The organism is Amycolatopsis coloradensis (assembly GCF_001953865.1).
In the GTDB taxonomy this organism is placed as follows: Bacteria; Actinomycetota; Actinomycetes; order Mycobacteriales; family Pseudonocardiaceae; genus Amycolatopsis; species Amycolatopsis coloradensis.
On sequence record NZ_MQUQ01000020.1, the window covers coordinates 59042 to 84812 of the forward strand.

At 66.4% G+C, this 25771-nt stretch carries 34 protein-coding genes and 1 tRNA gene; 25 read left to right on the plus strand and 10 right to left on the minus strand.

Going from position 1 to position 25771, the window contains the following annotated elements:
• The first annotated feature begins 27 nt into the window (after positions 1-27).
• Complete coding sequence (locus BS329_RS32835; protein WP_076165909.1) at positions 28-516, plus strand: hypothetical protein; 489 nt, start codon at positions 28-30, stop codon at positions 514-516.
• Here the strand turns inward: BS329_RS32835 and BS329_RS32840 are convergent.
• From BS329_RS32840 to BS329_RS32850, 3 genes are all read right to left on the minus strand, one after another.
• On the minus strand, positions 497-1495 hold the full coding sequence (locus tag BS329_RS32840) for an aliphatic amidase (RefSeq protein WP_076165912.1): 999 nt from the start codon (positions 1493-1495) through the stop codon (positions 497-499). The two genes, BS329_RS32835 and BS329_RS32840, sit on opposite strands and share 20 nt — an antisense overlap.
• A complete protein-coding gene (locus BS329_RS32845; protein ID WP_076165915.1) occupies positions 1482-2099 on the minus strand; it encodes an AmiS/UreI family transporter in 618 nt (205 codons plus the stop codon). The genes BS329_RS32840 and BS329_RS32845 overlap by 14 nt, the downstream gene beginning before the upstream one ends.
• Positions 2100-2184: 85 nt before the next feature.
• A complete protein-coding gene (locus BS329_RS32850; protein ID WP_279628221.1) occupies positions 2185-3261 on the minus strand; it encodes a substrate-binding domain-containing protein in 1077 nt (358 codons plus the stop codon).
• Between the two features lie 86 nt (positions 3262-3347).
• On the opposite strand from BS329_RS32850, the gene BS329_RS32855 reads away from it, so the two are divergent.
• On the plus strand, positions 3348-3758 hold the full coding sequence (locus tag BS329_RS32855) for a MarR family transcriptional regulator (protein WP_076165919.1): 411 nt from the start codon (positions 3348-3350) through the stop codon (positions 3756-3758).
• A 2-nt stretch (positions 3759-3760) separates the two neighbouring features.
• On the opposite strand, the gene BS329_RS32860 is transcribed toward BS329_RS32855, so the two are convergent.
• The 3 genes from BS329_RS32860 to BS329_RS32870 all read right to left on the minus strand — a co-directional run bounded on the left by BS329_RS32860 (position 3761) and on the right by BS329_RS32870 (position 6674).
• Positions 3761-4432, minus strand: a complete 672-nt coding sequence (locus BS329_RS32860; protein ID WP_076166605.1) for an MFS transporter — start codon at positions 4430-4432, stop codon at positions 3761-3763.
• A gap of 454 nt (positions 4433-4886) precedes the next feature.
• The gene (locus BS329_RS43555) at positions 4887-5057 is read right to left on the minus strand and encodes a hypothetical protein (protein WP_158075846.1); all 171 of its coding nucleotides are present in this window, start codon (positions 5055-5057) and stop codon (positions 4887-4889) included.
• A gap of 828 nt (positions 5058-5885) precedes the next feature.
• Positions 5886-6674, minus strand: coding sequence for a GntR family transcriptional regulator (locus BS329_RS32870; protein WP_076165925.1), 789 nt, complete (start codon positions 6672-6674; stop codon positions 5886-5888).
• 118 nt (positions 6675-6792) lie between these two features.
• On the opposite strand from BS329_RS32870, the gene BS329_RS32875 reads away from it, so the two are divergent.
• The 18 genes from BS329_RS32875 (at position 6793) to BS329_RS32940 (ending at position 15944) form a co-directional block, all read left to right on the plus strand.
• The gene (locus tag BS329_RS32875) at positions 6793-7176 is read left to right on the plus strand and encodes a hypothetical protein (protein ID WP_076166609.1); all 384 of its coding nucleotides are present in this window, start codon (positions 6793-6795) and stop codon (positions 7174-7176) included.
• Between the two features lie 282 nt (positions 7177-7458).
• A complete protein-coding gene (locus BS329_RS32880) occupies positions 7459-8109 on the plus strand; it encodes a SprT family zinc-dependent metalloprotease (protein WP_208619314.1) in 651 nt (216 codons plus the stop codon).
• 199 nt (positions 8110-8308) lie between these two features.
• A complete protein-coding gene (locus BS329_RS45250; RefSeq protein WP_279628222.1) occupies positions 8309-8437 on the plus strand; it encodes a hypothetical protein in 129 nt (42 codons plus the stop codon).
• Complete coding sequence (locus BS329_RS32885; protein ID WP_076165932.1) at positions 8437-8676, plus strand: hypothetical protein; 240 nt, start codon at positions 8437-8439, stop codon at positions 8674-8676. The genes BS329_RS45250 and BS329_RS32885 overlap by 1 nt, the downstream gene beginning before the upstream one ends.
• A complete protein-coding gene (locus BS329_RS43560) occupies positions 8676-8840 on the plus strand; it encodes a hypothetical protein (RefSeq protein WP_158075847.1) in 165 nt (54 codons plus the stop codon). The genes BS329_RS32885 and BS329_RS43560 overlap by 1 nt, the downstream gene beginning before the upstream one ends.
• Before the next feature lie 5 nt (positions 8841-8845).
• The gene (locus BS329_RS43565) at positions 8846-9013 is read left to right on the plus strand and encodes a hypothetical protein (RefSeq protein ID WP_158075848.1); all 168 of its coding nucleotides are present in this window, start codon (positions 8846-8848) and stop codon (positions 9011-9013) included.
• Between the two features lie 5 nt (positions 9014-9018).
• On the plus strand, positions 9019-9192 hold the full coding sequence (locus BS329_RS43570; protein WP_158075849.1) for a hypothetical protein: 174 nt from the start codon (positions 9019-9021) through the stop codon (positions 9190-9192).
• A gap of 1 nt (position 9193) precedes the next feature.
• Complete coding sequence (locus BS329_RS32890) at positions 9194-9460, plus strand: hypothetical protein (RefSeq protein ID WP_076165935.1); 267 nt, start codon at positions 9194-9196, stop codon at positions 9458-9460.
• Position 9461: 1 nt separating this feature from the next.
• Positions 9462-9641: a hypothetical protein gene (locus tag BS329_RS32895; protein WP_076165937.1), complete on the plus strand. Its 180-nt coding sequence runs from the start codon at positions 9462-9464 to the stop codon at positions 9639-9641.
• Positions 9642-9725: 84 nt separating this feature from the next.
• Positions 9726-11111 (plus strand): FtsK/SpoIIIE domain-containing protein, encoded by a 1386-nt coding sequence (locus tag BS329_RS32900; protein ID WP_076165940.1) that lies wholly within the window; start codon positions 9726-9728, stop codon positions 11109-11111.
• Positions 11111-11473 (plus strand): hypothetical protein, encoded by a 363-nt coding sequence (locus tag BS329_RS32905; protein ID WP_076165943.1) that lies wholly within the window; start codon positions 11111-11113, stop codon positions 11471-11473. The genes BS329_RS32900 and BS329_RS32905 overlap by 1 nt, the downstream gene beginning before the upstream one ends.
• Before the next feature lie 2 nt (positions 11474-11475).
• The gene (locus tag BS329_RS32910; RefSeq protein WP_076165944.1) at positions 11476-11694 is read left to right on the plus strand and encodes a hypothetical protein; all 219 of its coding nucleotides are present in this window, start codon (positions 11476-11478) and stop codon (positions 11692-11694) included.
• Positions 11691-12116: a hypothetical protein gene (locus BS329_RS32915; protein WP_143253296.1), complete on the plus strand. Its 426-nt coding sequence runs from the start codon at positions 11691-11693 to the stop codon at positions 12114-12116. The genes BS329_RS32910 and BS329_RS32915 overlap by 4 nt, the downstream gene beginning before the upstream one ends.
• On the plus strand, positions 12113-12328 hold the full coding sequence (locus BS329_RS32920; protein ID WP_076165950.1) for a hypothetical protein: 216 nt from the start codon (positions 12113-12115) through the stop codon (positions 12326-12328). The genes BS329_RS32915 and BS329_RS32920 overlap by 4 nt, the downstream gene beginning before the upstream one ends.
• A gap of 39 nt (positions 12329-12367) precedes the next feature.
• A complete protein-coding gene (locus BS329_RS32925) occupies positions 12368-13183 on the plus strand; it encodes a hypothetical protein (protein ID WP_076165952.1) in 816 nt (271 codons plus the stop codon).
• Positions 13184-13271: 88 nt separating this feature from the next.
• Positions 13272-14639, plus strand: a complete 1368-nt coding sequence (locus BS329_RS32930) for a replication initiator (protein ID WP_076165955.1) — start codon at positions 13272-13274, stop codon at positions 14637-14639.
• On the plus strand, positions 14614-14787 hold the full coding sequence (locus BS329_RS32935; protein WP_076165958.1) for a helix-turn-helix transcriptional regulator: 174 nt from the start codon (positions 14614-14616) through the stop codon (positions 14785-14787). Before BS329_RS32930 ends, BS329_RS32935 begins: the two co-directional genes overlap by 26 nt.
• Positions 14788-14903: 116 nt before the next feature.
• Positions 14904-15944 carry a tyrosine-type recombinase/integrase gene (locus BS329_RS32940; RefSeq protein ID WP_158075850.1) on the plus strand — a complete coding sequence of 347 codons (1041 nt, stop codon included), beginning with the start codon at positions 14904-14906 and terminating at the stop codon, positions 15942-15944.
• Between the two features lie 80 nt (positions 15945-16024).
• On the opposite strand, the gene BS329_RS32945 is transcribed toward BS329_RS32940, so the two are convergent.
• The 3 genes from BS329_RS32945 to BS329_RS32955 form a co-directional block, all read right to left on the minus strand.
• Positions 16025-16098 (minus strand) — tRNA-Arg (locus BS329_RS32945).
• A gap of 242 nt (positions 16099-16340) precedes the next feature.
• Positions 16341-16730, minus strand: a complete 390-nt coding sequence (locus tag BS329_RS32950; RefSeq protein WP_076165964.1) for a peptidase inhibitor family I36 protein — start codon at positions 16728-16730, stop codon at positions 16341-16343.
• 188 nt (positions 16731-16918) lie between these two features.
• A complete protein-coding gene (locus BS329_RS32955) occupies positions 16919-17968 on the minus strand; it encodes a LacI family DNA-binding transcriptional regulator (RefSeq protein ID WP_076165966.1) in 1050 nt (349 codons plus the stop codon).
• A gap of 121 nt (positions 17969-18089) precedes the next feature.
• Here BS329_RS32955 and BS329_RS32960 point away from each other — a divergent pair, with 121 nt between their 5' ends.
• Positions 18090-19268 (plus strand): MFS transporter, encoded by a 1179-nt coding sequence (locus BS329_RS32960; RefSeq protein WP_076165969.1) that lies wholly within the window; start codon positions 18090-18092, stop codon positions 19266-19268.
• Between the two features lie 102 nt (positions 19269-19370).
• Positions 19371-20570 carry a sensor histidine kinase gene (locus tag BS329_RS32965; protein WP_244197407.1) on the plus strand — a complete coding sequence of 400 codons (1200 nt, stop codon included), beginning with the start codon at positions 19371-19373 and terminating at the stop codon, positions 20568-20570.
• Here the strand turns inward: BS329_RS32965 and BS329_RS32970 are convergent.
• Entirely contained in the window at positions 20544-21182 is a 639-nt protein-coding gene (locus BS329_RS32970; protein ID WP_076165972.1) for a histidine phosphatase family protein, read from the minus strand. The genes BS329_RS32965 and BS329_RS32970 overlap by 27 nt on opposite strands.
• A gap of 42 nt (positions 21183-21224) precedes the next feature.
• Here BS329_RS32970 and BS329_RS32975 point away from each other — a divergent pair, with 42 nt between their 5' ends.
• From BS329_RS32975 to ettA, 3 genes are all read left to right on the plus strand, one after another.
• Complete coding sequence (locus BS329_RS32975) at positions 21225-23252, plus strand: bifunctional copper resistance protein CopD/cytochrome c oxidase assembly protein (protein WP_076165975.1); 2028 nt, start codon at positions 21225-21227, stop codon at positions 23250-23252.
• A 292-nt stretch (positions 23253-23544) separates the two neighbouring features.
• Positions 23545-23994: a single-stranded DNA-binding protein gene (locus BS329_RS32980; protein ID WP_244197391.1), complete on the plus strand. Its 450-nt coding sequence runs from the start codon at positions 23545-23547 to the stop codon at positions 23992-23994.
• 96 nt (positions 23995-24090) lie between these two features.
• A complete protein-coding gene (gene ettA, locus BS329_RS32985) occupies positions 24091-25767 on the plus strand; it encodes an energy-dependent translational throttle protein EttA (protein ID WP_076165980.1) in 1677 nt (558 codons plus the stop codon).
• The last annotated feature ends 4 nt before the right edge of the window (positions 25768-25771 follow it).

Here is a 25771-nt window from a genome sequence, read left to right on the forward strand (position 1 = left end):
TCACGGCGAGCGGTGGTCCAGGGAGGGGTGATCCACATCGAGTACGTCATCGCCTGGTCCGCCTTCCTCGGTGGCTGGCTTCTCGTCGCCGGGCCCATGTACCAGGGCGCGCTCGAACTCCGCGAGGAAAGTGAACGGTTCGAGGACCTGCGCTCGGTCCAGACCCGCCGTCCTGCCGGCGGCACCCCCAGGTCGCGCTGGTGGTGGCTGGTGCCGCCGGTGGCCGTCATCAAGGAACGCCGTCGCCGGAAGAAGATCCAGCGCGAGTTCATGAAGACGCTCACGGCAGGCCAGCGGCGCACCATGACCACCTTCGCCAACAAGGCCAAGGGCTGGTTCATCGTGTGCGCGGGCGCCTTCTTCATCGCCCTCAAGGAGACGTGGCACTTGAACCACCTGTACCACTGGCCCTTGTGGACTTACCTCGCGCTCGTGCTCGTCCCGCTGGTGCTGAGCTTCGCCCACACGTCACGGGGCGTCCGGCTGACGGTGCTCATCATGGGTGCCGAGGAGTGATGGTGTCGCGGGTGATCGCCTCGACGTTCTCCTGCGCCTTCTTGGCATCGGTGACCCACAGCTTGTAGAAGTCGAACGGGCAGTCCGCCACGCCCTTGTCTCCCTCGTCCGCGTCCCGCACGCCGGTGTACCCGCGGTGCAGCAGCTTGAAGATGTGGTTCTGCGACTGGTCGTAGGTACGCGCGTCACGGATCGCCGACACCGACAATTGCGCGTACTGGATCCCGTATTCCTCCTCGCCGGTCTCGCCGAGCGTGCGGCCGTCGAAACCGATGAGCGCGGAATGGCCGAAGTACGAGTACACGCCGTCGAATCCGGCGGCGTTCGCCACGGCCACGTAACAGTTGTTGGCCCACGCCATCGCCTTGGCCATCAGTACCTGCTGTTCCTTGGCCGGGTACATGTAACCCTGGCAGCGCACGATCAGTTCGGCGCCCTTCATCGCGCAGTCGCGCCAGATCTCCGGGTAGTTCCCGTCGTCGCAGATGATCAGCGAGATCTTCATTCCCTTGGGGCCGTCGCTGACGTAGGTCTCGTCACCCGGGTACCAGCCCTCGATCGGGCACCACGGAAGGATCTTGCGGTACTTCTGGACGATCTCGCCCCGGTCGTTGATGAGCACGAGGGTGTTGTACGGAGGCTTGTTCGGGTGGTCCTCGTGCCGCTCCCCGGTGATGGAGAAGACGCCCCAGGTCTGGGCTTCCCGGCAGGCGGCGGCGAAAATCTCGGTTTCCTCGCCGGGAATGGTCGCCGCGGTCTCGTACATCTCGCCCGCGTCGTACATGATGCCCTGCGTCGAGTACTCCGGGAACACCACGAGGTCCATACCCGGCAGCCCGGATTTCATGCCCACCACCATTTCGGCGATCTTGCGGGCGTTGGCGAGGACCTCGGCCTTGGTGTGCAGCCGCGGCATCTTGTAGTTGACCACCGCGACGCCGACCGTGTCCGGGCTGGCGGCAATGTCACCGTGTCGCATGGGGACTCCTTTTCTCCGGGTGGGTTTTCTGGAGGAACAGGGCCGCCGCGACCAGCGCGACGGCGATCGCGGCCGCCAGCAGTGCCGTCCCGCCGTCGCTGCGGTAGGCGCCGGTCAGGCCGAGGAAGGCGGGCACCGTGCAGGTCGGCTGGCTGAGCAGGAGGACGGTCCAGCCGGTGAACCGCGTCAGCCGGTCCATGCCGAGGCCGAGCACCAGGAAGAACAACGTCCACAGCAGTGCCCAGGACAGCCAGATGACGCCGAACACCGGATCGCCGTCGCGCCGGAACGCGATTCCCGCGAACACCACGGCGGCGCCCGCCACGAAGAGCGAGAACCAGCCGATGCCTTCGGGTTCCAGGCCGGCGAGGTTCGCGATCCCGACGTACAAGTAGGTGAAACCGAACAGATAGAGACCGGACGCGGCGAGGATCGCGTCCGGATTCCCGCCGGCCTGGATGATCAGCACGGTCGGGGTGACGCACTGCAGCGCGCCCACGAACAGGTTCAGCACCGCCGCCGACCGCGGCGGTATCCGGCCGAGCAGCATCAGGCCGTTGATCATCAAGGCGGCGCCGACGTAGAGCAGGCCAACGTTGCCCATGCCCACCTCCGCGTAACGTGCATCACGTGGAATATTTCCAGATGAAACTATGTGGTGTGCCGGACCGAGTCAAGGGGAGTGGGATTCAGAGCCTGGTGAGGACTTCGAAGTCGTAGCCGTCGGCGATCGCGAGATGGACGTCCTGGTCGGCCTGCTGCCCGCGGAACTCGATCGTGCCGCGCGGGCCGTGATAGGCGACGCCGTCGATCGCCGCGTTGAGCGCGGGCAGTTCCGGCGTACCCGCGCGGCGGACGAGTTCCGCCAGCGTGTGCAGTCCCTCGTAACAGGATTCGGCGGCGTTGTTCAAGGCTGGGGCGCCGGGACCGTTGCGGTCGACGTAGCGGCCGAGCAGGTCCATCGCGTCGGCGGTCACCATGGACCGGAAATACGCGGCGGAGACGTAGAGATTCCCGGTGGCGTCCGCGCCGCTCGCGAGAAGCATGTTCTCTTCCATCAGCGGGCTGAACCGGGTCAGCCGGTCGCTGAGCCCGCGCGCGGCGAAGGCGCGGTTGAAGCGCACCGCGTCCTGCCCGACCAGCAACATGAGCACACCGTCGCTTGTGGACTGTTCGATTGAACGGACCACTGTGGACATATCGCCCGTGCCGAGCCCGACGAACGCCTCGCCGGTGATGCGCAGACCGAGATCCTTGGCGTAGTACCGGATCGCCCGCGCCGACCGGTGCGGCCAGACGTAGTCGTCACCGACGACGAACCAGCGCCGGGCGCCGAGGTGATCGCGCAGCCAGCGCAAGGCCGGTTCGATCTGGCAGCGCGGCGTCTCGCCCGTGCAGAAGATGCCCGAGCGGCGCTCGCCGCCTTCGTAAAGCGACGTGTACACGTACGGCACCCTGTCGGCCACGACCGGCGCGAGCGCGTGCCGGATCGACGAGATGTGCCAGCCGCTCACCGCGTCGACCCGCCCCGCGTCGACCAGGCGTCGCAAGTCTTCGGCCACCCGCGCGGAGGAGCCGCCGCCGTCGACCACTTCGGCCTCGACCTGCCTGCCGAGGATGCCGCCGGATTCGTTGAGTTCATGGACGGCCAGGTCGGTGATCGCCTCGCAGGACGGGCCGAACAGCCCGGCGGGCCCCTGCAAGGGGACGACCATGGCGACGCGCCAGGTGTCGTCGCGGGGCCGCGTGGCGAGGCGAAGGGGCATGGCGCTCCATGCGGTGGCCCGGTAAGGTCAAAGTGCTTTCACCTGGAAGTATCACGAGGGTGTCCGGTTTTGGCAAGGGACGGGATATGGGGACACGCGGCGTCACGACCGCCGGACCGTCGCTCATCGGCTCGCTCACCCGTGCCGCGAGGGCCGTCGCCGCCGACGTGGAGCAGGTGCTCGCCAAAGAGGGACTCACCCTGGACCAGTGGCTGGTGCTGGACGCGCTGAGCGGCAAAGGCGGTCTCGCCATGGCCGGACTCGCCGACCGGACGCTGGCCACCGCCCCGACGCTGACCAGGGTCGTCGACAAACTGGTGACCACCGCGCAGGCCTACCGCGAGGTCGACGCCGCCGACCGGCGCCGGGTGCTCGTCCACCTCAGCGCCCGCGGCCGCACGACGCACCGTCGCGTGGCCGCGAAGGTGTCCGAGGTGGAAGCCCGGCTCGACGTGACGGAGGAAGTGCTCACGGCGTTGCGGGGTCTCGGCGGCTGAGGTCAGGCGTGCGGCGGACCCTGCGGCGGGTACGGCGCGCCGTACGGCATCGGCCGTGCCGCCGGCTTCGCCTTCGCCAGCGTGACGATGCCGAGGATTCCGGCCACGACGAGCGCGACGAACACGAACACCGCGGCTACCACGTACACCACGCGGAAGCCGAGGGCGTCCGAGACCAGCCCGCCGAGCAACGGTGCGGTCGCCAAGGCGACGACACCGAGGCCTGCCGTCACCCCCGCCGCCGCGCCGCGACCGGTGCGGAGCCGCCGGATCAGCGCGACGGTCACGCCGATGGCCGCCCCCGCGCCGAGTCCGTTGAGCGCCCGCCCGACCAGGAACAGGACGCTGTCGGGAGTGAAGGCGACCAGCACCACACCGAGGAGCATCAAACAGAGCGCGGGCACGGTCAGCGCCGTCGGGAAGCGCGCGCCGAGCACCAGACCGGCCGGGAAAGCGATCGCGGCCGCTATGAGGTACGCGACGAGGCCACTCAGCAGCATGGCCTGGTTGGACATGCCCAGCTCGATTTGCAGGGTCGCTCGCCCATCGAAACGGTAGACCACGGTGAGCAGGAACAGACCGATGAGCGCGGCGAACCCGGGCCCGATGAGCAGCCACCAGGGCGGCCCGGCGTCCGGTCGCGGATCGTGCTGTGTCGGCGTCGGCACGTACATGCGCACAACCTATAGCGACCGGCGACGCGGATGAACCACTTCTCGGGGGAAGCCCGTCGGTGCAACAGTGACTGACTACCGGGAGTCTTCGACATCTTTTTCCGTCAGGAGTGCGCTGTCTCTCCAGCGACCCCGCAGTCGCCGCCAGGGCATCGCGCGATGCCCCGGCGGCGTCCCCGCTCGGACCAAGTCCCGGATCCAAAGTGATCCATTCTTGGCCCCCCGGACGCTTCCGTGTCCGAGGTGGCTGGTCACAAAGTGCTTGTGACCAGCCGCGACGTGCCCCCGGCAGGACTTGAACCTGCGACCTAGAGATTAGAGCGCGATGTTTGTCCTCGTCTATTGTGGATGGTCGTTACCTGCCCCTACCTGCCCTATTCGCAAAAGTGAACGTCTGTTATTAGTTGTCGCTTGTGGTTGCTGCTGAGTGATAGAGGTGGGTAAGCGGTGGGAGCTACGCCAACTTGATGTTCTTGAGGTCCACTTCGTAGACCTGGTGATCGGCTGCGTCTTCAACTTCGACCAGGTTCCCTGTCCGAGAAAGGATCATCCCAAAGATCTGACCACCTGCAATGGTGGCATAGCAATTTTCGCCCGTCTTGACCTCGGGTCGCTGTTTTGTCATAGGGGGACCTCCCGTGAGGGGACTTGTGAAGCTGCTCATCTTATCCACCTGCAAGTGGGGGCCTCTTCGGCATCTCGTCGACCTGGCGCAAGCCCAATCGCGCCGTGTCAAGGGGGCACCTGGAGCTTGTCCGGCGCGTGCCTGCGGTACTGCCCCCTTGACACGGTGTGATGCCCTCTGGGAGGTCGTCGGGATGCCGAATGGCCACACACGTACGCGACGTGCGCTCACTCCCGGACATCTCGGAGACCTGCCCGTCCGGCGAGGACATCTCTTCTTCTTCAACGGTCCGAGGACCCCACGGCCTGCCTCGCCACGGCCGACCGCCCGGGGGACCGGCGTCAGCCGCACGCCCCCGGGCGGTCGGCCGTGGCAAAGGGCATGAGGCCGTGCGGCCCCGCAGGGGCCGCCTTGAACAAGAAAAGAAACTCTGAACACACTGAGCCTGGCGACCTTGGCGAGTAGGTCTACAAGGGACACGGGGAGTCCAAAGAGGAACGCCCCGTAGCGAGGGTTGGTTGGCCCATTTCAAAAGCTACGAGGCGTTCAAGTCGGAAAGCAGTAGATCACTCACTGCGAGGCGAAAGCTGGTATGCGGCCGTGAACGAAGACCCGCACCGATAGCACTTAGTGGCGGAGCACGTGATATCCGGGTCGCCACATTCAGGGCAGCCACGGCGCCGAACGGGGAGCACTTCGCCGAAGTCTATAAGGGTGAACTGCGTCGCCTCGCCGTACGGTCGCTCATGGTCGATGGTGCCGACCGAGTCGACCGTACGGGGCGCGTCGTCCTCCTCGGGGTGGTGCTTGCCCATCTGATCTCTGCCCTTACTGTGGTCGGTCCATCATGTAGACGAATTCGTAGCGGTCGCTGGGGAAGATGATGTCTGCCGCCTCGACAGGGATCAAGTCGTCTGAGTCCTGCTGTGTCGCCAGGACAGTCTGTCGGACCTCGACGACGTGAACATCGGCGGGGATGGCCAGTTCGGACGTCTCGAACGCTGTTGGCGGGCGAACGATGAGCCGTTCCTGGATGTGTGCGACTGTCCAACCGATCGCAGCGAAGCGAGCGTTCAGCCCGTGCGTACCGTGCGGTCCTTCGTGTGGATGCTCGATGACTGTTCCGCCTGTGATACTCCTGGGTTCCCAGGACGTCGACATGCTCATCGGGTGGCTATCGGCAAACACTCGGTAGGTCGTCTCGGTGACGTCGTCCCCTGGCGAGATTTCCAGTCGCTGAGCGACCCACTCGGAGGCTGCTGCTGCTTGTGTGCGGTGCTCGGCGGTGGGCGTGCGCCCTGCCCGTCCTGCTTCGCGAACGTATGTGCGCTCCACCTGCTCGAAGTGGCGGTAGGGCATAGTCCGGATCATCCGATCCAGCTTCGCCACGTAGGTGCCCTTGCCAGGGACGCTGTAGACGAGCCCTTCGCTCTGGAGCACTTGAAGGGCTTTCTTACTGGTGATCATGCTGACGTCATGTTGCTTGCAGAGCGTGGCAGCGCTGGGAACGAGTGCATCGACCTGAAGGAGGCCAGCACGGATCTGCTGGCGTAGCTCGTCGGCGATCTGCATGTACTGGGGTACGGCCTTGCTCGGGCCTCGTTCGCTACTGGTCATTGTTGGTCATCCTTGGTCCATTCGAGTGACAGGGTGGGTATGGTTTGACATACCAGCCAGGTAATCGCATACTGGGTATGTAACACGATACCAGGTGTTCGATCCTCTGGAGGCAGACATGCAGGACATCCCGTTCGTCAGCACTGGCTACAAGTTCATGGTCACCGAGACTCCCACCATGAAGATGCGGGAGAACAAGAAGACCAAGGAGCTTGAGCCCGCCGTCACGGACGGTGTTGCCGAGTTCGTGGTGATGCTGTTCGCGAAGGCGAAAGCCCCCGGGCGCAACGGCCGAATGGCTAAGGGTGAAGAGATCAAGGTGACTCTGGCGACGGACCCGGGGGATGGGTTCGACGAGGGCACCTATGTGGAGCTGATCGCCCCGATGTTGAACACCTGGCAGACCACGAACGATGAGGGGCGGATCACGGGGTCGGGCCTGTGGTTCAAGGCTGAGGGGTTGAAGCCTGCCGGGTTGGGCGCTGTTCGCGACGCTGCCTGATTTCGGTCGCATGACCGGCGGGTGACCGGTTCGCGGAACCTCCCCAGTGTTCGCGGCACAACACCCTGGAGCGCTGCCCTGTAGGCAGGCCGCCCGTTTCGAGTCGGGCCAGCGCGCTTTCCGTTCATTGACAAATACATAGTGGGCCGATCCATGCCTAAATCCGCGCTGTTTGTGGTGGCGCGCATTGGTTCCCGGGGTCATTTTTCCGGGGGTCTTTGGGCTTTACCAGACTTCGGGACTTTGACACTTAAGCGTCAAAAAGGGAGGCGGGCGAGAATGGTGGACACGGCAGAGTGCATCACTGCTCGGTTGGTAACGGCGTTCGACGCGACATGGGCCACGATCCGTGAGCGCCACCCGGAGGTTCCGGAAGTGGTGCTGACCATCGGGTCTGGAACGCTGGGAAGCAAGCCCGGACAGACGAAACTGGGGCACTTCGCGGCGGGCCGCTGGCAGGTAGGGGAGAACGACCCGATCCCGGAGCTTTTCGTGTCAGGGGAAGGACTTCGCCGCACGGCTGAGGAAGTCCTCGGGACGCTGCTTCACGAGGCCGCTCACGGACTGGCGCATGTGCGGGACATCAAGGACACGTCGCGTCAAGGTCGTTACCACAACAAGCGTTTCAAGGCGCTGGGCGAGGAACTGGGCCTGATCCTGGAAGAGGACCCGGCCATCGGCTGGAGCCGCACCACGGTCCCGACGAAAACGTCGAACCAGTACCGGCGCGAAGTCGACCTGATCAAGGCCGCGCTTGTCGCACATCGACACGACGAGGTCGCGAAGCCGACGAAAGCACGCAGCAACAACCTGGCCGTCGCGACCTGCGGATGCGAACGCAAGATCCGGGTTGCCAAAACCACGCTCGTGGATGCTCCGATCCTCTGTGGACGCTGCGGAATCGAGTTCACCGCTGAAGACGACGACGAGTAAATCCAACGCACGAAAGGAGAAGGACGATGGTGGGAGTTTTGGCGGGCAGGGGCGGGCTGTCCTCGTATGACCCGTCCGGCCCGAAGCGAGGTTCCTAAGACCAACCACGCTTGCACCGCCAAGTTCTACGTGGTGTGCGGGATCGCGACATGCGAAGTGTGTGGCGCGCAGTGGAATTATCCCTGAGGAGGAGAAAGACATGATCGTGAACGGTTTGCCGTATGTGGTCTGGCTGGTCCTGGTGGTCTGCCTGATTGTCGCGTCCCCGCTGTTCGGTGTGCTTGCCTTGGCTTCGGGGCTGGCGCTGGCCACGAGGGTGGGGCACTGATGAGTGTCCGGATCACGGAAACGGAAATGATGAGCACGGTGACCGAACATCGGGCCATCGCAACGTCGGACGGCTGGACGGTGACGCTGATTCCGTTTGTCTACTTCGACCGGAACTCGGCTATTACAGCAATGTCGCTTGCGGAAATCTACGCGACGAACCCGCCTGCTGATTCGGCACTGTGGGTCCATGCCCGTGACTGGGAACGGGAGTTGGGGATTGACGGGGGTGATCACTGATGAGCCGCCCGGTTCGTGTCGGCACGGTGATCCGCATGCTCGCGGCTCGCCTGGAGCGGGAACGCAACGAAGCACTCGCCGAACAGACCACCGATCTCGGTTGGCAGGCCGGTTTCTGCGAGGGCTTGAAGCACGCACAGCACGTGATTCGGAACGGAGACTGAACACCATGCCGGAAATCCTGGAAATCATCACCGCGGCCACTGAGGCATACCACAAGTTCGAGGCCGCACACCCTGACCGGGACATCCGGCAGGCGGTCGGGAACGCAGTCAGATTCCTCGCCGCTGACCTGAAAACGGCCGCTGAACTGACGGCCTCGACGAGGAAGGGTTAAACGAAATGCGGGAGATTCAAGACATCATCGATGGCGTCAACAAGTCCTATCAGAACTTGCGGCACAGCGACGTTCCGGACGACGTCAAGGTCACAGCAGGTCGCGCCGTGCGGCTCCTGATCGCCGACATGAGCGGCCTCCAGTGGTCGGTGGAGAACTGCCCGGAGAGGTGGTCCTGAGATGCAGCTCGCAGTACTCAACCGGCGCGCACAGGAACGCTACGCCACGTTCACCGCGACGCTTGATCTTCTCGGGGAGATCCTGGGCGACGTCGACAAGCTCATCGCCAAGGTTGACGACGGCGCGGCCGGTGCCGACTCGTGGAGCATCGCCACGCAGGACGAACTGAAGCAGTACCGCACGAACGCTTTCGCCGCGCTGGATCATCTGCGGACGTTGGGTAAGAAGCACGAGGCCGAACTGATCTCACGCGAGTGGAGGTTCTGACATGAGCCATCAGGTAGACCGAGTGGTCGACGACCTGAGTTCCGCGCTTCTCCAGCTCAAGGCAGCGATGCGCGGAATGCCGCTGAACCAAAGTGGTTTCCGCGCCGCACACGACAAGGCCGCCCGCGCGATGGGCACGCTCACGACCGAGCTGCTCGACGCCCGACCGGCCATGACCTGACACAGTCCCCGCACGAGATCGGCCCCGCACCTCCTGACCGAGGACGCGGGGCCGGTTTCGTCCTACACAAGGAGAAACACTCTTATGCGGCACAAGAAGAAGTTTGAATCCGTGAAGTCCTTCCGGCGTGTGGGCGGCGAGTTCCGCGCCCTGAAGTGGACCGTCCGCCACCCCGGTTCGGTTCTCACTCCGGGCGCGCTCACCGCCTCCGGAATCGAACTCGGCTGGAGCACCACTGGCGGCATCGTCGGCGGGACGGCGGTCGGACTGTGCACCTGGTACCGGGCGCACCCGGACACCTTCGACCACTACGCCGCTCCCCGCATGCGGGCCTGGCGGCGGCGCTGGTCGGTCTACTTCGGACCGAAGTTCAACAAGGCGCTCCGGGCCTGCGACCTCTACACCACGGACCGTAAGACCGGACAGGAACGGTTCCCGAGGGTCATCCGGGTGCGTTCCTACTCGCCTTCGGTCGACACGATCACGTTGGCGCTGGCTCCCGGGCAGGGACGTCGCTCCTTTGACGACAAGTTGGAAATCCTGGCCGACACGCTGAAGGTGGAGCGTATCGCGATCGAGCGGCCGAAGCCGGGCTACGTCGCCCTGATCCTCGAACGTTCGGAGCCGTTCACCGAGACCATTCCGGCTCCGGAGATGCCTGAGGAGTCCGACGCCGTGGACCCCGGCGACATCTACATCGGCGAGACCGAATACGGCTCGGAGTGGCGGCAGGGCATCGGAAGTCGGCACATCTTCATCGCCGGTGCGACCGGGGCGGGCAAGAACTCGGTCGTTCTCGCGATCCTGCGGGGTCTGGCACCACTGATCCGGGACGGGCTCGTGCGCTTGTGGATCTGCGACCCGAAGCAACTGGAGTTCGCCAAGCTGGCGGGCATCGCTCACCGGTACGCTGACGATGAGGGCAAGTGCGCTGAGTTGGTCGACGCGTACCTGGAGGACCTGCGGGCCGTTCAGCGGATGTTCGCCTCGACCGGCACGCGGAAGATCACGATGTCGCGGGAAACGCCGCTGAACGTCCTGATCCTCGACGAGATCGGCGCGCTGCTGGCCTACGGCGACGGCTCGATCGGGCGGGTACTGCGGAAGAACCTCGCGATCGTCGGGTCGCAGGGCCGCGCTACCGGTCATTCGATGATCGCGGCGGTGCAGGAGCCAACCAAGGACACGGTTCCGATTCGTGAGCTGTTCCCGGTCCGGATCTGCATGCGCGTCACCGCCCTGTCTCATGTGGACATGGTCCTTGGTGACGGTGCCCGCCTTCGCGGTGCCCTGGCCGACGAGATCCCGGACATGCCCGAGACGGCCGGTATCGGCTACGTGATCCGACAGAAGACCCGCACCCCGATCCGGGTCCGTGCCGCCTACACCGATGACGGCGACCTTGACGACCTGGTCGCTTTCGTCCGCTCGGGATGGATGGGCGAATCGCGGCTGACGGTGGTGGCTTGATGCTCACTCCGACGAACTACGCAGTGATCGCCCTTGGGCCGTACTTCGCGGTGAAGGCCTGGAATCGACAGGATCGCACCTGGGATATCACCAACGAGCGGCTGTACAAGTCGCGAGCAGAGTGTCGGCCGATTTATGAGTGGCTGACCTCGCAGGACTCGGACACCTACGAGATCATCGAGTACTCGCATGTGTACCGCTGCCACTGCGTGATCTGCGGAATCCCGCCGGACTACGACGAGGTCTGCTCATATCCCGACTGGTACGAACTCGTCGCCTACGTGGCCAACTATCCCGGCTGGGTGACCACTTCCGAAGTGCTCATTTTCTGCCCCGATCACCGATTACTGACGGAGGAATGACGATGTGGCGCATCGGTTTCTACGTGTGGCGCGTGTGGCTGGTCGCCAAGTACGGCGTTCCGGCGGTGGGCCTGCTGGCGCTGATCTTCTGGGCACAGGGCGGCTCGCCGCTGTTCTGGACGACGTTCGGGGTGCTCGGCTGCGTCGGGCTCGGGATGTCTCTTGGGGTGATCGAGTTCCGTAACCAGGAGTTCGGCAAGCCAAGGGAGCGTATCCGATGACCAGGCGCGCGAACCGTGATCAGCTCGGATTGTTCGGCACAGTCGACCCGTCGCCGCCACCGACGCCGGGCCGACAGTGCCCACCAGTCCGCGACCGTAAGAAGGCCAACGGCGGTAGCGGGAATCCGTTGGTGGCAAAGGATGTGCTGGCCGAAGTTCAGGAAGGTCACTACGGCCTGCTTGATGACACGGAGAAGGTCGTGGTGATCGAGGACGGCGAACGCGCCCGCCCGGCGCTCGACGAGGACATCGTCCATCACCTCGTCGCCAACGGCTACCTCACCCGCTGCGCGCCCGGACACACCATGACGTGCGTCTACGGGATCAAACGACGCCCCGTCCTGCCGCTCCAGCTCACCAGGCGCGGCAGGGACATGCTCCAACGCTGGTCCAACCTTCATCCCTTGGGAGACACGAAATGACCGGAAACGACGAATTCGACGACCGCAACGTGACCGCTCTGTACGAGGAATATGACGAACTGCTCCGCGAGGTCGTCCACTCGCGACAGATCGAGGACCCCACGTTCCGGCACCCGCGCCTGGCGGAAGTCGGGCAGAAACTCGGCGACATGCTCATCGAGCAGGCCGAGTACTACCACCGCCGTGCCGCTCGCTGGCGCGATGGTGCCTGAGCAGGGCTGATCACCAACTGACAGGAAGGAGGAATCACGGTGTTCGGTAGATCCAAGTCCGATCGCGAGGACACCCCCGGCCCATCGCGTCGGGTACGCGCTCTGTCCGATCAGCTCGACGAAGCCCGCGATGTGCACAGGCTGTCCACGGACCCGATGCTGGGCGCGGTGACCGCAGACCGGTTCCGAGTCTCGATCACCCGCACCATGTGGCTTTTCCTCGCGATTGGGCTCGGGTTTACCACCGCCGGTGTTCACGACTTCCTCGCCGGAGACCGGCAACCGTCCGATCCGCTCTGGTGGGGTGCCTGGCTGGCCGAACCCGCGCTAGCGGGCATCTTGGTGACCCTGCTCCGCTGGGAAGCCGCAATGCTGTCCTACGGGGTCACCACGAACGTGAAACCGGTGCGCTACCTCAAACGCGTACTCCTTGGTGCCACGCTGGTCGCCAACGTCTGGGCAGGGCTCGCCCCCGCCCATGGTCCGGTATCGAAAGGCATGGTGTTCTTTCACCTGGTCATCCCGCTGGTGGTGTTCCTTCTCGCCGAGGTTATGCCGGTCATCCAGCAGACCTGCACCCAAGTCCGTGAACAAGCTCTCGCCGCCACCCCGCCGACCAAACCGGCATCCAACCCGATGCTGGTTGAACCACCCGCGACGATCGCGCCGTCACCGCGGCTTCGCCTCCCACCCGAGATCTCCAGTCGCGTCGACGCCGCTGTGACTGCCGCTCGCAACGAAGGGCGGGAGGTCACCACCGAGGACATCCGCCGCGCCGCTCGTATCCCCGAGCAGATGGCCGCACAGGTCCTCGCGCAACTCACCACGCACAACGGGTACAAGCTCGACGCCTGACGCATCACGCACGACCTCGACGGGGCACGGCCACCAAGCACCACGGCCGTGCCCCGTTTCTCGTCTCCACGAACCGAAGGGCTCCGACATGCTGACGTTGGAACATCGCCTCACCGCCCGTGTCCGGGCCGCTGACTACCAGGAATGGCGCGCCAAGGTCCACGCCGTCAACGGCTGCTCCCGGCCCATCCGGCTCGCCGGAGCGCACCAGCTCCAGGACGCCAACACCGGGCAGGTGCTGCACCACCACGGCGGCGACATCTTCGCTCCCTGCGGCAACCGACGCTCCGCTGTCTGCCCCTCCTGCTCCGACCGCTACGCCGCAGACGCCTTCCACCTCATGCGCGCCGGACTCGTCGGCGGCCACAAGGGCGTCCCCACCACGGTCACCGACCGGCCGCGCTCCTTCGCCACCCTCACCGCACCCAGCTTCGGCCCCGTCCACCACGCCCGCACCACCGCACGCGGCAAGCGCATCCCCTGCGGCTGCGGCGAGGTCCACCACGAGGCCGACACCCGCATCGGAACCCCGCTCGATCCTGACACCTACGACTACGTCGCCTCGGTTCTCTGGCAAGCACACGCGGGCGTCCTGTGGCAGCGCTTCATCACCCGCGTCCGCCGCGAGATCGCCAAACGCGCCGGACTCACCGCCCGCGAGTTCCGCGACCACGCCCGCCTGTCCTACGGCAAAGTCGCCGAATACCAGCGGCGCGGCCTCGTCCACTTCCACGCCGTCGTCCGCCTCGACGGCCCCGGCGGCGCTATCGATGACGCCCCGGCCTGGGCCACCCCGGACCTGCTCGACGACGCCGTCGCAGCCGCCGCCCGACACGTGAAGGTCACCACCCACCGCCCCGAAGGGGAAGTCCTCATCCTCGCCTGGGGTACTCAGGTCGACGTCCGGCGCATCGAAAGCGCCGTCTCGGCGGAGATCGAGGACGAGAACGGTCAGATCAGCGAAGGCCGACTCGCCGCCTACATCGCGAAGTACGCCACCAAGGGCACAGGCAAGACCGAAGCAGCCGACCGTCCTATCCGGTCACAGCAGGACATCGACTACCTCAAGGTCTCCCCACACCACCGCCGCATCATCCAAACCGCGTGGGACCTGGGTGACCTTCTGTCCTATGAGGACCTGAAACTCCGGCGCTGGGCGCACATGCTCGCCTTCCGTGGGCACTTCCTCACCAAGTCGCTGGCCTACTCCACGACGTTCAAGACCATCCGCGAGGACCGGCGCGCGTTCCGGCTCACCGAAACCCTCGAACGCCTCGGCCTCGACGACCGCGCCGACACCGTCCTCGTCGTCAACGACTGGACCTTCGACGGCGCTGGATACACCGACGACGCAGAACGCGAACTCGCCGCAGGCATCGCCGAACGCATCCGAGACGACCGCAAACGCAAATACGACAAGGAGAACTACGGTGGACCCACTTCTCACGCTCGATGAAGTCGCGCAGGCTCTCAAGGTTTCGAAGAACACGATCTACCAGTGGCGCAAGACAGGTAGGGGACCGGTGGGCATCCGGGTCGGCAAGTACGTCCGCTATCGGCCCGAGGCAGTCTCGGCCTGGCTCGACGAACAAGCGGGCATCTGATGCCCCGGCCGCCGATGCCCCTCGGAACTTGGGGCAAGATCTGGGCAAACAGAGTGCCGCACGGCGGCTGGGTCGCGAGAACGAACTACAAGGACTACGACGGCGTCCTTCGACGGGTGGAGCGCAACGGAGCCACTAAAACCAAGGCTGAAAACAACCTGGCTGAAGCCTTGCGCGACCGCTCCCGCGCGTTCCTAGACGGCGAGATCACCCCGGACACCAAGGTTTCCGCAGTCGCCGAGATCTACTTCGCTGAGCTGGACCGCTCAGACAAGGCGATACGGACTAAACAGGACTACAAAGGCGCGTGGAAACGGTACCTGAAAAAGCCTCTCGGGAATCTTCAGGTCCGGGAAATGCGACGAGTGTCCATTGTGAACAAGGTTTTGACGTCCATTCGGGACAACAACGGAAGCGGTGCCGCGAAGCTGGCTCGTGCTGTCCTCACGGCGATGTGTGCGCTGATGGTTCGTCACGACGCGCTCGACGACAACCCGGTCCGCGAGATCGAGTCACTGAGCGCGAAGCGGGACAAGAGCGGCAAGAAGGCGCGACTGATCACCCCGGCTACCGCCTCGGACGCCCTCCAGCTCTTCCATGACTCGGAGGATGCCGCACGGTGGGATCTCGTCGACGTCCAAGATGTCCTTTCCGGCCTCGGCTGCCGAATTGGTGAATTGCTGGCGCTGGACTGGGACACCTCGGTGGACTTTGACCAGGGAACCATCTGGATCCATGGGACCGTGATCCGGGTCACCGGAGTTGGGTTGATCGTTCAGGACTACACCAAAAGTCCGGCCGGAATGCGCCGCATCCGCCCGCCCGCGTGGGTGGTGGACATCCTGAAGCAGCGGCACGAGTCCCTGACGTCGGAGTGGTGCTTCCCGTCCTCCACGGGCACGCTGAGAGACCCAGACAACACCCGGAAGTACATCCGTCGGGTCGTCGCCGGAACGTCCTTCGAGGGGCTTCACCCGCACGACTGGCGCCACTACGTCGTCGACGTGCTCGACGCCGCTGGCCTGTCTGCGCGCGAGATCGCCGACTACGTCGGCCACGACGACCCGAGCACCACGCAAGACCTGTACATGAGTCGCGGCGTCGTGGGCGAGGCAGCCAGTGCCGCTCTGGCCACTCGTCCGGCGCTGGCAGCCTGAATCAGGTGGGTTTGTGGTGGGTCGTGCAGATGAGAAAACCCCTGGCCACTTGCGTGACCAGGGGTTTTCCTGTTGCGACGTGCCCCCGGCAGGACTTGAACCTGCGACCTAGAGATTAGAAGGCTCTTGCTCTATCCAGCTGAGCTACGAGGGCCGACGTCGGCGACGTTGGGTGTCGCCCAGCACCGGCAGCTTAGCCGTCGCCAACCTGTCGATCGTTCGACACCGCCAGATCGTTTCAGGTCGAGCCCACCGTTTTTCGGAACGCCCGTGAGCGCGTCACGACGCGGGGTGACGCGCCCACGGGTCAGGGCCGCTTCGGGGGAGCGGCCCCTGGGTTCGTGCAGGTCGCGAGTCGACTCGTCCGCGAGCGACCGGCACGAACCGCCGGGGTGGTCAGTCCCAGATCTTGAGGGCGCGGATCACGAACGGTCCCTGGGGTACGTAGGTGCCGCCACCCGGATAGGTGATGAAATCTCCCTCCGTCGTGCATTCCTCGCTCTGGTAAATCGTGACGTCCCTGCTTAACCGGTTCACGAACGAATGGCCGTTGAACCCTTCTGGTAGCGGAATGCATTCCTCGGGATTGGAGGTGCGCAGGTCGAATTTGCGCACCGCGCCGCCGTACGATTCTTCGCCCCAGACGCAGAACTCGCCCTTCTGACAGTCGGGTGCGGGCGGCGCGGTGGTGGCGCTCGCGATTCCGGTGCTGGTCAGCAGGCCGAGCATGGCCAGCAGGAGTGCCTGCGGGAGGCGTGCGCGCAGGTTCGTCAAACGTCGTTGCATGGCTGGGTTCTCCCCCGTGGATCGGCGGCTCGATCGCCGTCGGTGAATGTGTGATTCCACGATGACCCGCCGGGAAGGCTTTGTCAGCCCGTATTTCTACTGCTGTGGATAAGTAGTGGTGCGCCGCTCGATCGGGGTGAGTTGTCCACAGATCACCGGAACCGCATTGCGTCCGTCGAAATCGACTGCTAAGCGGGCGCGGTGGACTCGCGGACGACCAGTTCGGTGGGGATCTCGGTGGGCGCGGGCGTCTTTTCCCCGCGCAGCAGGGTCAGCGCCAGATCACCGGCCGTGCGCCCCTTGGCGGCGAGGTCCTGCCGGACCGTCGTCAGCGGTGGTTCGGACCACCGTGCGGGCGGGACGTCGTCGAAGCCCACGACGGAAAGATCGCCGGGAACGGACAGCCCGAGCTGTCTCGCCGCGGAGATCGCCGCCAGTGCCAGCAGATCCGACATGCACAACAACGCGGTCGGCCGCGGATGCCGGTCGAGCAGCCCGAAAGCGCTCGGGAGGGCACTGTCGACCGAGAGTCCGGACGCCTCCCAGATCGGCACGTCCGCCACCGGGACGCCCGCTTCGGCCAGCGTCTCCAGGTAGCCGGCCATGCGCTCGCGGTTGTCGTGGAACCGGCTGTTCCCGGCCTCCGCCGCGCTCAGTTCGCCGCCACGCGGCGCCGAGAGGCACTGCGCCGAGAAGATCCCGATCCGCCGGTGCCCGAGGTCGAGCAGATGCCGGGCCGCCGCGGCCGCCCCCGCCCGGTCCGCCACCCCGACCCTGGCCGAACCGCGGACGTGCGGCTGATCGATCACCACCAGCGGCATCCCCCGATCGCGGACCGCGTTCAGCGCCGGCGCGCCGTCGGCCAGCGAATACGCCACCGCGATGTCGGCTTGCGCGGTCAGGATCCGCTCCGCGCGCGGGCCGCCGCTCTCGCCGTCGCCGGGGAGGAGCAGGAGGGCGTGCCCCTCGGGGTCGACGACGGTCGAGAGCGCGTCGAGGGTGAGAGAGAGCGCGGGATCGGAGAAGGCCGTCGAGAGATTCGTGTCGAGCAGGACGGCGATCGCGCCGGTGCGGCTGGTGGCCAGGCTGCGCGCCGTCGGGTTCGGCCCGGTGTACCCGATCTTCTTGGCCGCGCGCAGCACCTCTTCGCGCAGCTGGGCGGACAGCTGATCGGGCCGGTTGTAGGCATTGGAGACGGTCGCCCGTGACACCCCGACGGCGTCGGCGACATCGTCCAACGTCGGCCTTCGCCGTCGGGTGCTGGTCACGGCGGCAGTCTAGCCCTGACCTCGGCAGGTGGACTTTCTGAAGCGCTTAAGTCATTCTGAAGGAACAGGAATCGGAAGGGGACTGGGGTTTATGCGTGACCGTACGGCCGTTTTCGTCGTGTTCGCGCTCAACGGGGCCGCGCTCGGCTCCTGGGCGCCGCGGACTCCGGCGTTGTCGGAAAGGGTGAACGCCTCACCGGGTGTTTTCGGGCTGGCCCTGCTGGGTGCCAGCGTCGGCATGCTGATCGCGGCCTCGGTTTCGGGGCGGCTGATCGAGCGGCACGGTGCCCGCGCGGTGGTCGCGGGCAGCACGGTCATCGCTTGCGCGGCGCTGCCGATGATCGGCTTCTCGACGTCGGTCGTCCTGCTCGCCGGGGCCTTGTTCGTCCTCGGTGCGAGCGTCGGCGCGCTGGACGTCGCCATGAATGTCGCGGGCGTCGAGGTGGAGCGCAGTTCCGGACGAGCGATCATGCCGATCCTGCACGCCGGGTTCAGCTTCGGCGCATTGGTCGGCTCCGTCGCCGCCGGTTTCGCGGCTTCGCATCAGTGGTCGCCGGGCCGCCATCTCACCGTCGCCGCGTTGGCAGCGCTGGTCGTGCTCGCCTTCGTCGTCGTGGCCGTGCCCGGCGCACGGCCCGCGCACACCGGACCCGTCGAGAAGCCACGGGTGCCGCCGATCAAACGTCCCGTCCTCTGGTTGCTCGCCGCCATCGCGCTGTTCTCGGCGATCGCGGAAGGCGCGAGTTCGGACTGGTCCGCTCTGCTGATGACGTCCGTGCACGGGGTTGGCGACGGCGCCGCCGCCTTCGCCTACTCCGGGTTCGCCCTGGCCATGGCGCTCGCCAGGCTCGCGGGCGCCTGGCTTCAGAACCGCTTCGGCGCGACCCGCGCGCTGGCGGTGGGCGCCGGTGTCGCCGCGGCCGGACTCGTGCTCGCCGCGCTGGCCCGTCTGCCTGTGTTCGGCTTCGTCGGTTTCGCGCTGGCGGGTGCCGGACTGGCCGCGGCCTTCCCGATCGCGCTGAGCCTCGCGGGGGCGTCCGGCAAACGCGCCGACGGCACCGGAGGCGAGCGGGAACTGGCCTTCGTCACCGCGATCGCCTACACCGGCTTCCTCGCCGGGCCGCCGCTGATCGGCGGAATCGCGCAGGTGACGTCGCTTTCGGTGTCGTTCCTGTTCGTCGGCTTGACCGCCGCGCTGATCGTGCCGTCCGCGCTGGCCGCGGCGCGGGCGGCGAAACGGGAGGAGATGTCCGAACCCGTCGCCCGTTGACATCCTCGCCGCGACCCGGGCAAGCTGATTGCTCGTAAACTGAAATGAATGCGAGTCGTTCGCTGTTTCAGGGTGGCTGATCCGGGGAGGAGCGGCGTGAGGGTGCTGATGCTCGGTGGCGGCGTAGGGATCCCGGCGCGGCTGGTGCAGACCACGTTGCCCCGGCTCGTGCTGGTCCCGGTGGTGTTCCGGCTGGTGATGCTGGCGCAGGCGCTGTGGGTGGCCGGCTCCGGCGGTTCGGCGGCGCTGTGGACGTTCGCGGTGCTGTACCTGGTGCCGAACGTCGCCGAAGCCGCCTGGATCTTCCGCTGGTCCGCTCGTGACCCCGCCGGCGCGCGGCTGGTGCCGGTGGCCGACGCCGGGGCCGCCGTGCTCCTGACCTCGGGCGCCGCGCTGATCACACAGGACATCGCGATCAAGTCGATCACCTGGACCCATCTGATGGGCACGGTGATGATCTGGACCCTGCTGCGCGGCGCGCTGGCGGGGTCGCTGGTCATCGGCGGCGGGGTGGTGCTGCACGCCGTGCTGGACCCGGCCTCCTCGCTCGCCCTCTTCCTCACTCTCGCGACCGCGCTGGTGGCGTCCCTCGCGGTCGTCGGCCTGGTCGGCGCGTCGATGCGGTTCGCGCTCGGATTCGGGGAGCAGCAGGGCAGGGCGGCGGAACGCGAACGGCACCGCCGCGACGTCCACGACACCGTCCTCCAGGTGATGGAGTCGTTCGCGCTTCCCGCGCCCGCCGACGAACTCGACCCGGCGGCCAGCCTCGACCGGGTCCGCCGCACCGCCCGCGCCCAGGCGATGCGCCTCCGGATCAGCATCGAGCACGAACCGGCGGAACCGGTCGGATTGCACCAGCGGCTACGGCTGCTCGCCGCCGAAATGGCCGTCGAGGGCCTGCGGGCCGAGGTCGTCATCCAGGACGACTGTGGTCCGGATCTCGCGGAGGAATCCGCCATGGCACTGCACGACGCGGCGAGGGAGGCCTTGCGCAACACGCTGAAGCACTCCGGGACCAGACGGGCCGTCGTCAGCGTCGAGGGGATCGGCGGCGGGGTTTCCCTGACGGTGCGCGATCACGGCGCCGGTTTCGACGTCGGCGATCGGCGCCGCGGGTTCGGCCTGGAGAATTCGATCATCGCGCGGATGGCGGAAATTGGCGGTTTCGCGCGGATCGAGTCCAGCCCCGGACTGGGGACGAGGGTGGTGCTCTTAGCTCCTCCATCCATGCCCCCGCCGCCACCCTCAAAGGGGGCGCTGCGCGCCGCTGCTCCGTCAGTCCTGCGTGTCCCCGTCGGGTGAGTCCCGCCATTGGCGGAACGGACGGTCCAGCGTCCACTCGTCGTTCTTGCGCTCGGCGACACGGTATTCGCAGGTCGACGGGTTGGACAGGGACTCGAACAGCTCGATGCTCCAGCCGAAGAGACGGCGGCACAGCAACCGGATCGTCAGGCCGTGCGAGACGACCAGCACGGTCTTGGGGTGATCTTCGCCGCAGGCCGCCAGTTCGCTGAGGAAGGCCGCGACCCGGTCGTCCACGTCCGCGCCGGACTCGCCGAACGGGAGCCGGTAGAAGAAGTGCCCGAACTCGTGACGGCGTTGCTTCTGGACCTCCTGCTCCAGCGGGTCCTGGAGGTTGCCCCAGTCCTGTTCCCGCAGCCTCGGCTCCGGCACGATCCGCTCGCATACTTCGCGGATGTCCAGTAACCGCAACGTTTCCCGCGTCCGCAGATACGGGCTGACGTAGACCGCCGGCCGTTCGCCGTCGAGGAGTTCCCTGAGTTCCGGGCCCACCTGCCGGGCCTGCTCGCGGCCGGCCTCGGTCAGCGGGAGGGAATGGTCGGGAATCCGCGTATAAGCGAGTTCGTCGACGTTGCCGAGCGACTCGGCGTGCCTCAGCAGGATGATCCGCACGCCGCCATCTTGCCCCTTTCGCGTCCGGCTTACCCTCGTGACGTGCCTTCAGACCCCGAGACGAAACCGGCCCCACCCGCGCGGAAGGCCGGTGTCCTGCCGCTGGTGTCGATCGGGGCGCTCCTGGCCGCGGTGGTGGCCGTCGGGCTGGTCGCGTTGACCGGTGGCGCCGGTTACGTCATCGCGGGCCTGCCGGATCCGGGGCTGGTGACGCGTTACGGCATCACCGTCGTCCGGGTGGTGGCCGAGGCGGCTTCGGTGCTGTGCGTGGGTTCGCTGCTGCTCGCCGCGTTCCTCGTCCCGCCGCAGAAGTCCGGCACGCTCGCGGCGGACGGCTACTCGGCCATCCGCGTCGCGGGCGTCGCCGCCTGGGTCTGGTTCTCCGCCGCCGCCGCGTCGGTCTTCTTCTCCGCGGCCGACGGCGCGGGGCGCCCGTTCACCGAGGTGCTCTCGCCGCAGGTGCTGGTCGACCTCGTGGACGCCATCGAGCAGCCCAAAGCCTGGCTGTTCACCGCGTTGATCGCGCTGCTGGTGGCGCTCGGCTGCCGTCTCGCGCTGACCTGGGGCTGGACGACGGTGGTGTTCTTCCTGTCCGTCGGCGGCCTGGTCCCGGTCGCGGTCACCGGGCATTCCGCGAGCGGCGGCTCGCACGACCTGGCGACCAACAGCCTGCTGTACCACCTGGTCGCCGCCGCGTTGTGGGTCGGCGGCCTGGTGGCGCTGCTCGCGCTCGGCTGGCGCCGCGGCGAGAACCTCAAGCTCGCCGCGACCCGGTTCTCCAAGCTGGCGCTGGTCTGCTGGATCGTGATGGCCGTCTCCGGCCTCGTCAACGCGCTGGTGCGGATCAGGATCGACGACCTGTTCACCACCGACTACGGCCTCCTCGTGATCGCGAAGATCGTGGCGTTGCTGCTGCTCGGCGTCTTCGGGCATCAGCAACGGCAGAAGGGCGTCGCCAGGCTGGTGAACGGCGCGGGCGGCGGGCAACTGCTGCGGCTCGCCGCGGTCGAGGTGCTGATCATGTTCATCACGATCGGCATCGCCACCGGGCTCGCGAAAACCCCGCCGCCGCAGGAATCGTTCACCCAGCCGTCGACGACGGAACTGTTGATCGGCTACGACCTCTCCGGCCCGCCGACCGTCTTCAGGCTGCTCACGGACTGGCGGTTCGACCTCGTCTACGGCACCCTCGCGATCGTTCTCGCCGGGCTGTACCTCGCCGGCGTCCGGCGGCTGCGGAGCCGCGGCGACACTTGGGCCACCGGCCGGACCGTCTCGTGGCTCGCGGGCTGTTTCGTGCTGCTGATCGCGACGTCGTCCGGCATCGGGCGATACGCGCCCGCGATGTTCAGCGTGCACATGGGCAACCACATGCTGCTGTCCATGGTGGCGCCGGTGCTGTTCGTGCTCGGCGGACCGGTGACGCTCGCGCTGCGCGCACTGCCCGCGGCGGGCAAGGACGCCCCGCCCGGACCGCGTGAATGGCTGCTCGCCTTCGTGCACTCGCCGCTTTCGCGGTTCTTGACGCATCCGATCGTCGCGCTGCTGCTGTTCGTCGGTTCCTTCTACGGCCTGTACTTCTCGGGCCTGTTCGACTCCGCGCTGAACTACCACTGGGCGCATCTCGCGATGAACGCGCATTTCCTGCTCGCCGGATACGTCTTCTACTGGCCGCTGATCGGGGTCGATCCCGCGCCGCGACGGCTCCCGCCGCTGGGACGGCTGGGGATGATGTTCGCCGCCATGCCGTTCCACGCGTTCTTCGGGATCACGCTGATGAGCATGCAGACCGTGCTCGGCCAGGACTTCTACCGGTCGCTGAAGCTGCCGTGGGTCACCGATCTGCTGACCGACCAGCGACTCGGGGGCGGGATCGCGTGGGCGTCCGGTGAGCTGCCGGTCCTACTGGTGCTCGTCGCGCTGCTGGTGCAGTGGGCACGTCAGGACGAGCGGGAGGCCCGGCGCCGGGATCGCCGCGAGGACGCCTCGGGCGACGCGGATCTGAACGCCTACAACGCGATGCTGAAGAACCTCGCTGATCAGGGTCAGGGGCGGGACGGCACCCCGTGAGACCGGCTGCCCCCAATGCGGCATTGGGGGCAGCCACCGTGAGCCGCGCCCCCGACCGTCGGCCGAGCGCCAGCAGCCCGCAGTACAGGAAGGGGCCTTCATGTACTGCAGGCGCGACTGGTCCCAATACCACCGGTTCCCGCTCGCTCCCCGGCTTTCACCCGAGTTGTCCACAGGAAGCCCACATAGCCCGGAGTTGTCCACAGATCCGGTTCTCGTCCCTTTTCGCCCCTTGATCCAGGGCAGTCTGTGAGCAAGGGAAACACCGAAGAGAAAGGCGAGTGTGATGGCGATGGGCGAAACATGGGTGACCATGATCGGCAACCTGACCAGCGAACCGGTCCACCATCCGGAACGGATTCACGGGCACGACGTCGTGTCGTTCGGTCTGCGGAGTGTCGAACGACGGTACGACAAGGAACGAGGGGAGTGGGGCGAGGGACGGCAGCTCGCGGTCAAGGTCACCTGCTGGCGGAAGCTCGCGATGGCGGCCTTTTCCTGCCTGAGCAAAGGCGATCCGGTGATCGTGGCCGGGAGGCTGCGCGGTGCCGAGACCGCGGAGGAGATCCCGGCACCTCTCGGTCTACCTGAGCTTGAGGCCTTCTCCATCGGCCCCAACCTGGCGCGCTGCTCGGCCGAGATCCGGCGGATCGGGCGTGACCGGCCAAGGGCGATCCCGCTACCGCCGCCGCCCGCCGGGAATCCCATGGTCACCGCACTGGAGGAGGCGCCCGTGGCCTGAGGATTCCGATGCTCCTCAGTGATATCAGGCTGACTGTCGGTAGTTCGATGGTGACCGCCGTCAAGGCCGCGATCGGCTCGCTCTACGATCGCTTGTATGGCCGAGTTCATCTACACCATGAAGAAGGTGCGCAAGACCGTCGGGGACAAGGTCATCCTCGACGACGTCAGCACCGCGTTCTACCCCGGCGCCAAGATCGGCGTGGTGGGGCCGAACGGCGCGGGTAAGTCCACCGTTCTGAAGATCATGGCGGGGATCGAGCAGGCCAGCAACGGCGAAGCCTTCCTCCAGCCTGGCGCCAGCGTCGGCATCCTCATGCAGGAGCCGGAGCTCAACGAGGAAAAGACCGTCCGCGAGAACGTCGAAGAGGGCCTTGGTGACATCAAGGTCAAGCTCAACCGCTTCAACGAGGTCGCCGAGCTGATGGCGACCGACTACAGCGACGAGCTGATGGAGGAGATGGGCAAGCTCCAGGAGGACCTCGACCACGCCGACGCGTGGGAGATCGACTCCGCGGTGGAGCAGGCGATGGACGCCCTGCGCTGCCCGCCGCCGGAAGAGCCGGTCACGCACCTCTCCGGTGGTGAGCGCCGCCGGGTCGCGCTGTGCAAGCTGCTCCTGTCCGCGCCCGACCTGCTGCTCCTCGACGAGCCCACCAACCATCTGGACGCCGAAAGCGTGCTGTGGCTGGAACAGTTCCTCGCGAACTACGCCGGCGCCGTCCTCGCCGTCACCCACGACCGGTACTTCCTGGACAACGTCGCCGAGTGGATCATGGAGCTCGACCGTGGCCGCGTCGTCGGCTACGAGGGCAACTACTCCACGTACCTGGAGAAGAAGCGCGAGCGCCTCGAGGTCCAGGGCAAGAAGGACGCCAAGCTCGCGAAGCGGCTGAAGTCCGAGCTCGAATGGGTCCGGTCCAACGCCAAGGCGCGTCAGACCAAGTCCCGGTCCCGGCTCGACCGCTACGAGGAGATGGCCGCGGAGGCGGACAAGCACCGCAAGCTCGACTTCGAAGAGATCCAGATCCCGCCGGGGCCCCGGCTGGGCAGCGTGGTCGTCGAGGTCGAGAAGCTGCGCAAGGGCTTCGACGACCGTGTGCTGATCGACGGACTGTCGTTCGACCTGCCGCGCAACGGCATCGTCGGCGTGATCGGGCCGAACGGCGTCGGCAAGACGACCCTGTTCAAGACGATCGTCGGGCTCGAAGAGCCGGACGGCGGCCAGGTCAAGATCGGCGAGACGGTCAAACTGTCCTATGTGGACCAGAATCGTGGCGGGATCGACCCGAAGAAGACGGTATGGGAGGTGGTTTCGGACAAGCTGGACTACATCCACGTCGGGCAGACCGAAATGCCCTCGCGTGCCTACGTCAGCGCGTTCGGTTTCAAGGGACCGGACCAGCAGAAGCCGGCGGGCGTGCTCTCCGGTGGCGAGCGCAACCGGCTGAACCTGGCGCTGACCCTCAAACAGGGCGGGAACCTGATCCTGCTCGACGAGCCGACGAACGACCTGGACGTCGAGACCCTTGGCTCGCTGGAGAACGCCCTCGAGCAGTTCCCCGGCTGCGCCGTGGTGATCTCGCACGACCGGTGGTTCCTCGACCGGGTCGCGACGCACATCCTCGCCTGGGAAGGCACCGACGAGAACCCCTCGCAATGGTTCTGGTTCGAAGGTAACTTCGAGGGCTACGAGAAGAACAAGGTCGAGCGTCTCGGTGCCGAGGCGGCTCGTCCGCACCGCGTCACCCATCGCAAGCTGACCCGCGACTGAGGGC

Bases quoted from the DNA above. Each gene is read 5' to 3' on its own strand.
- BS329_RS43555 (WP_158075846.1), bottom strand. From the start codon at position 5,057: ATGACAAAACAGCGACCCGAGGTCAAGACGGGCGAAAATTGCTATGCC.
- BS329_RS32910 (WP_076165944.1), top strand. From the start codon at position 11,476: ATGTGGCGCATCGGTTTCTACGTGTGGCGCGTGTGGCTGGTCGCCAAG.
- BS329_RS32850 (WP_279628221.1), bottom strand. From the start codon at position 3,261: ATGCCCCTTCGCCTCGCCACGCGGCCCCGCGACGACACCTGGCGCGTC.
- BS329_RS32845 (WP_076165915.1), bottom strand. From the start codon at position 2,099: ATGGGCAACGTTGGCCTGCTCTACGTCGGCGCCGCCTTGATGATCAAC.
- BS329_RS32930 (WP_076165955.1), top strand. From the start codon at position 13,272: ATGCTGACGTTGGAACATCGCCTCACCGCCCGTGTCCGGGCCGCTGAC.
- BS329_RS32855 (WP_076165919.1), top strand. From the start codon at position 3,348: ATGGGGACACGCGGCGTCACGACCGCCGGACCGTCGCTCATCGGCTCG.
- ettA (WP_076165980.1), top strand. From the start codon at position 24,091: ATGGCCGAGTTCATCTACACCATGAAGAAGGTGCGCAAGACCGTCGGG.
- BS329_RS32950 (WP_076165964.1), bottom strand. From the start codon at position 16,730: ATGCAACGACGTTTGACGAACCTGCGCGCACGCCTCCCGCAGGCACTC.
- BS329_RS32870 (WP_076165925.1), bottom strand. From the start codon at position 6,674: ATGACCAGTAGCGAACGAGGCCCGAGCAAGGCCGTACCCCAGTACATG.
- BS329_RS32875 (WP_076166609.1), top strand. From the start codon at position 6,793: ATGCAGGACATCCCGTTCGTCAGCACTGGCTACAAGTTCATGGTCACC.
- BS329_RS32885 (WP_076165932.1), top strand. From the start codon at position 8,437: ATGAGTGTCCGGATCACGGAAACGGAAATGATGAGCACGGTGACCGAA.
- BS329_RS43565 (WP_158075848.1), top strand. From the start codon at position 8,846: ATGCCGGAAATCCTGGAAATCATCACCGCGGCCACTGAGGCATACCAC.
- BS329_RS32915 (WP_143253296.1), top strand. From the start codon at position 11,691: ATGACCAGGCGCGCGAACCGTGATCAGCTCGGATTGTTCGGCACAGTC.
- BS329_RS43560 (WP_158075847.1), top strand. From the start codon at position 8,676: ATGAGCCGCCCGGTTCGTGTCGGCACGGTGATCCGCATGCTCGCGGCT.
- BS329_RS32920 (WP_076165950.1), top strand. From the start codon at position 12,113: ATGACCGGAAACGACGAATTCGACGACCGCAACGTGACCGCTCTGTAC.
- BS329_RS32980 (WP_244197391.1), top strand. From the start codon at position 23,545: ATGGGCGAAACATGGGTGACCATGATCGGCAACCTGACCAGCGAACCG.
- BS329_RS32860 (WP_076166605.1), bottom strand. From the start codon at position 4,432: ATGTACGTGCCGACGCCGACACAGCACGATCCGCGACCGGACGCCGGG.
- BS329_RS32960 (WP_076165969.1), top strand. From the start codon at position 18,090: ATGCGTGACCGTACGGCCGTTTTCGTCGTGTTCGCGCTCAACGGGGCC.
- BS329_RS32840 (WP_076165912.1), bottom strand. From the start codon at position 1,495: ATGCGACACGGTGACATTGCCGCCAGCCCGGACACGGTCGGCGTCGCG.
- BS329_RS32890 (WP_076165935.1), top strand. From the start codon at position 9,194: ATGCAGCTCGCAGTACTCAACCGGCGCGCACAGGAACGCTACGCCACG.
- BS329_RS32895 (WP_076165937.1), top strand. From the start codon at position 9,462: ATGAGCCATCAGGTAGACCGAGTGGTCGACGACCTGAGTTCCGCGCTT.
- BS329_RS32905 (WP_076165943.1), top strand. From the start codon at position 11,111: ATGCTCACTCCGACGAACTACGCAGTGATCGCCCTTGGGCCGTACTTC.
- BS329_RS32900 (WP_076165940.1), top strand. From the start codon at position 9,726: ATGCGGCACAAGAAGAAGTTTGAATCCGTGAAGTCCTTCCGGCGTGTG.
- BS329_RS45250 (WP_279628222.1), top strand. From the start codon at position 8,309: ATGATCGTGAACGGTTTGCCGTATGTGGTCTGGCTGGTCCTGGTGGTC.
- BS329_RS43570 (WP_158075849.1), top strand. From the start codon at position 9,019: ATGCGGGAGATTCAAGACATCATCGATGGCGTCAACAAGTCCTATCAG.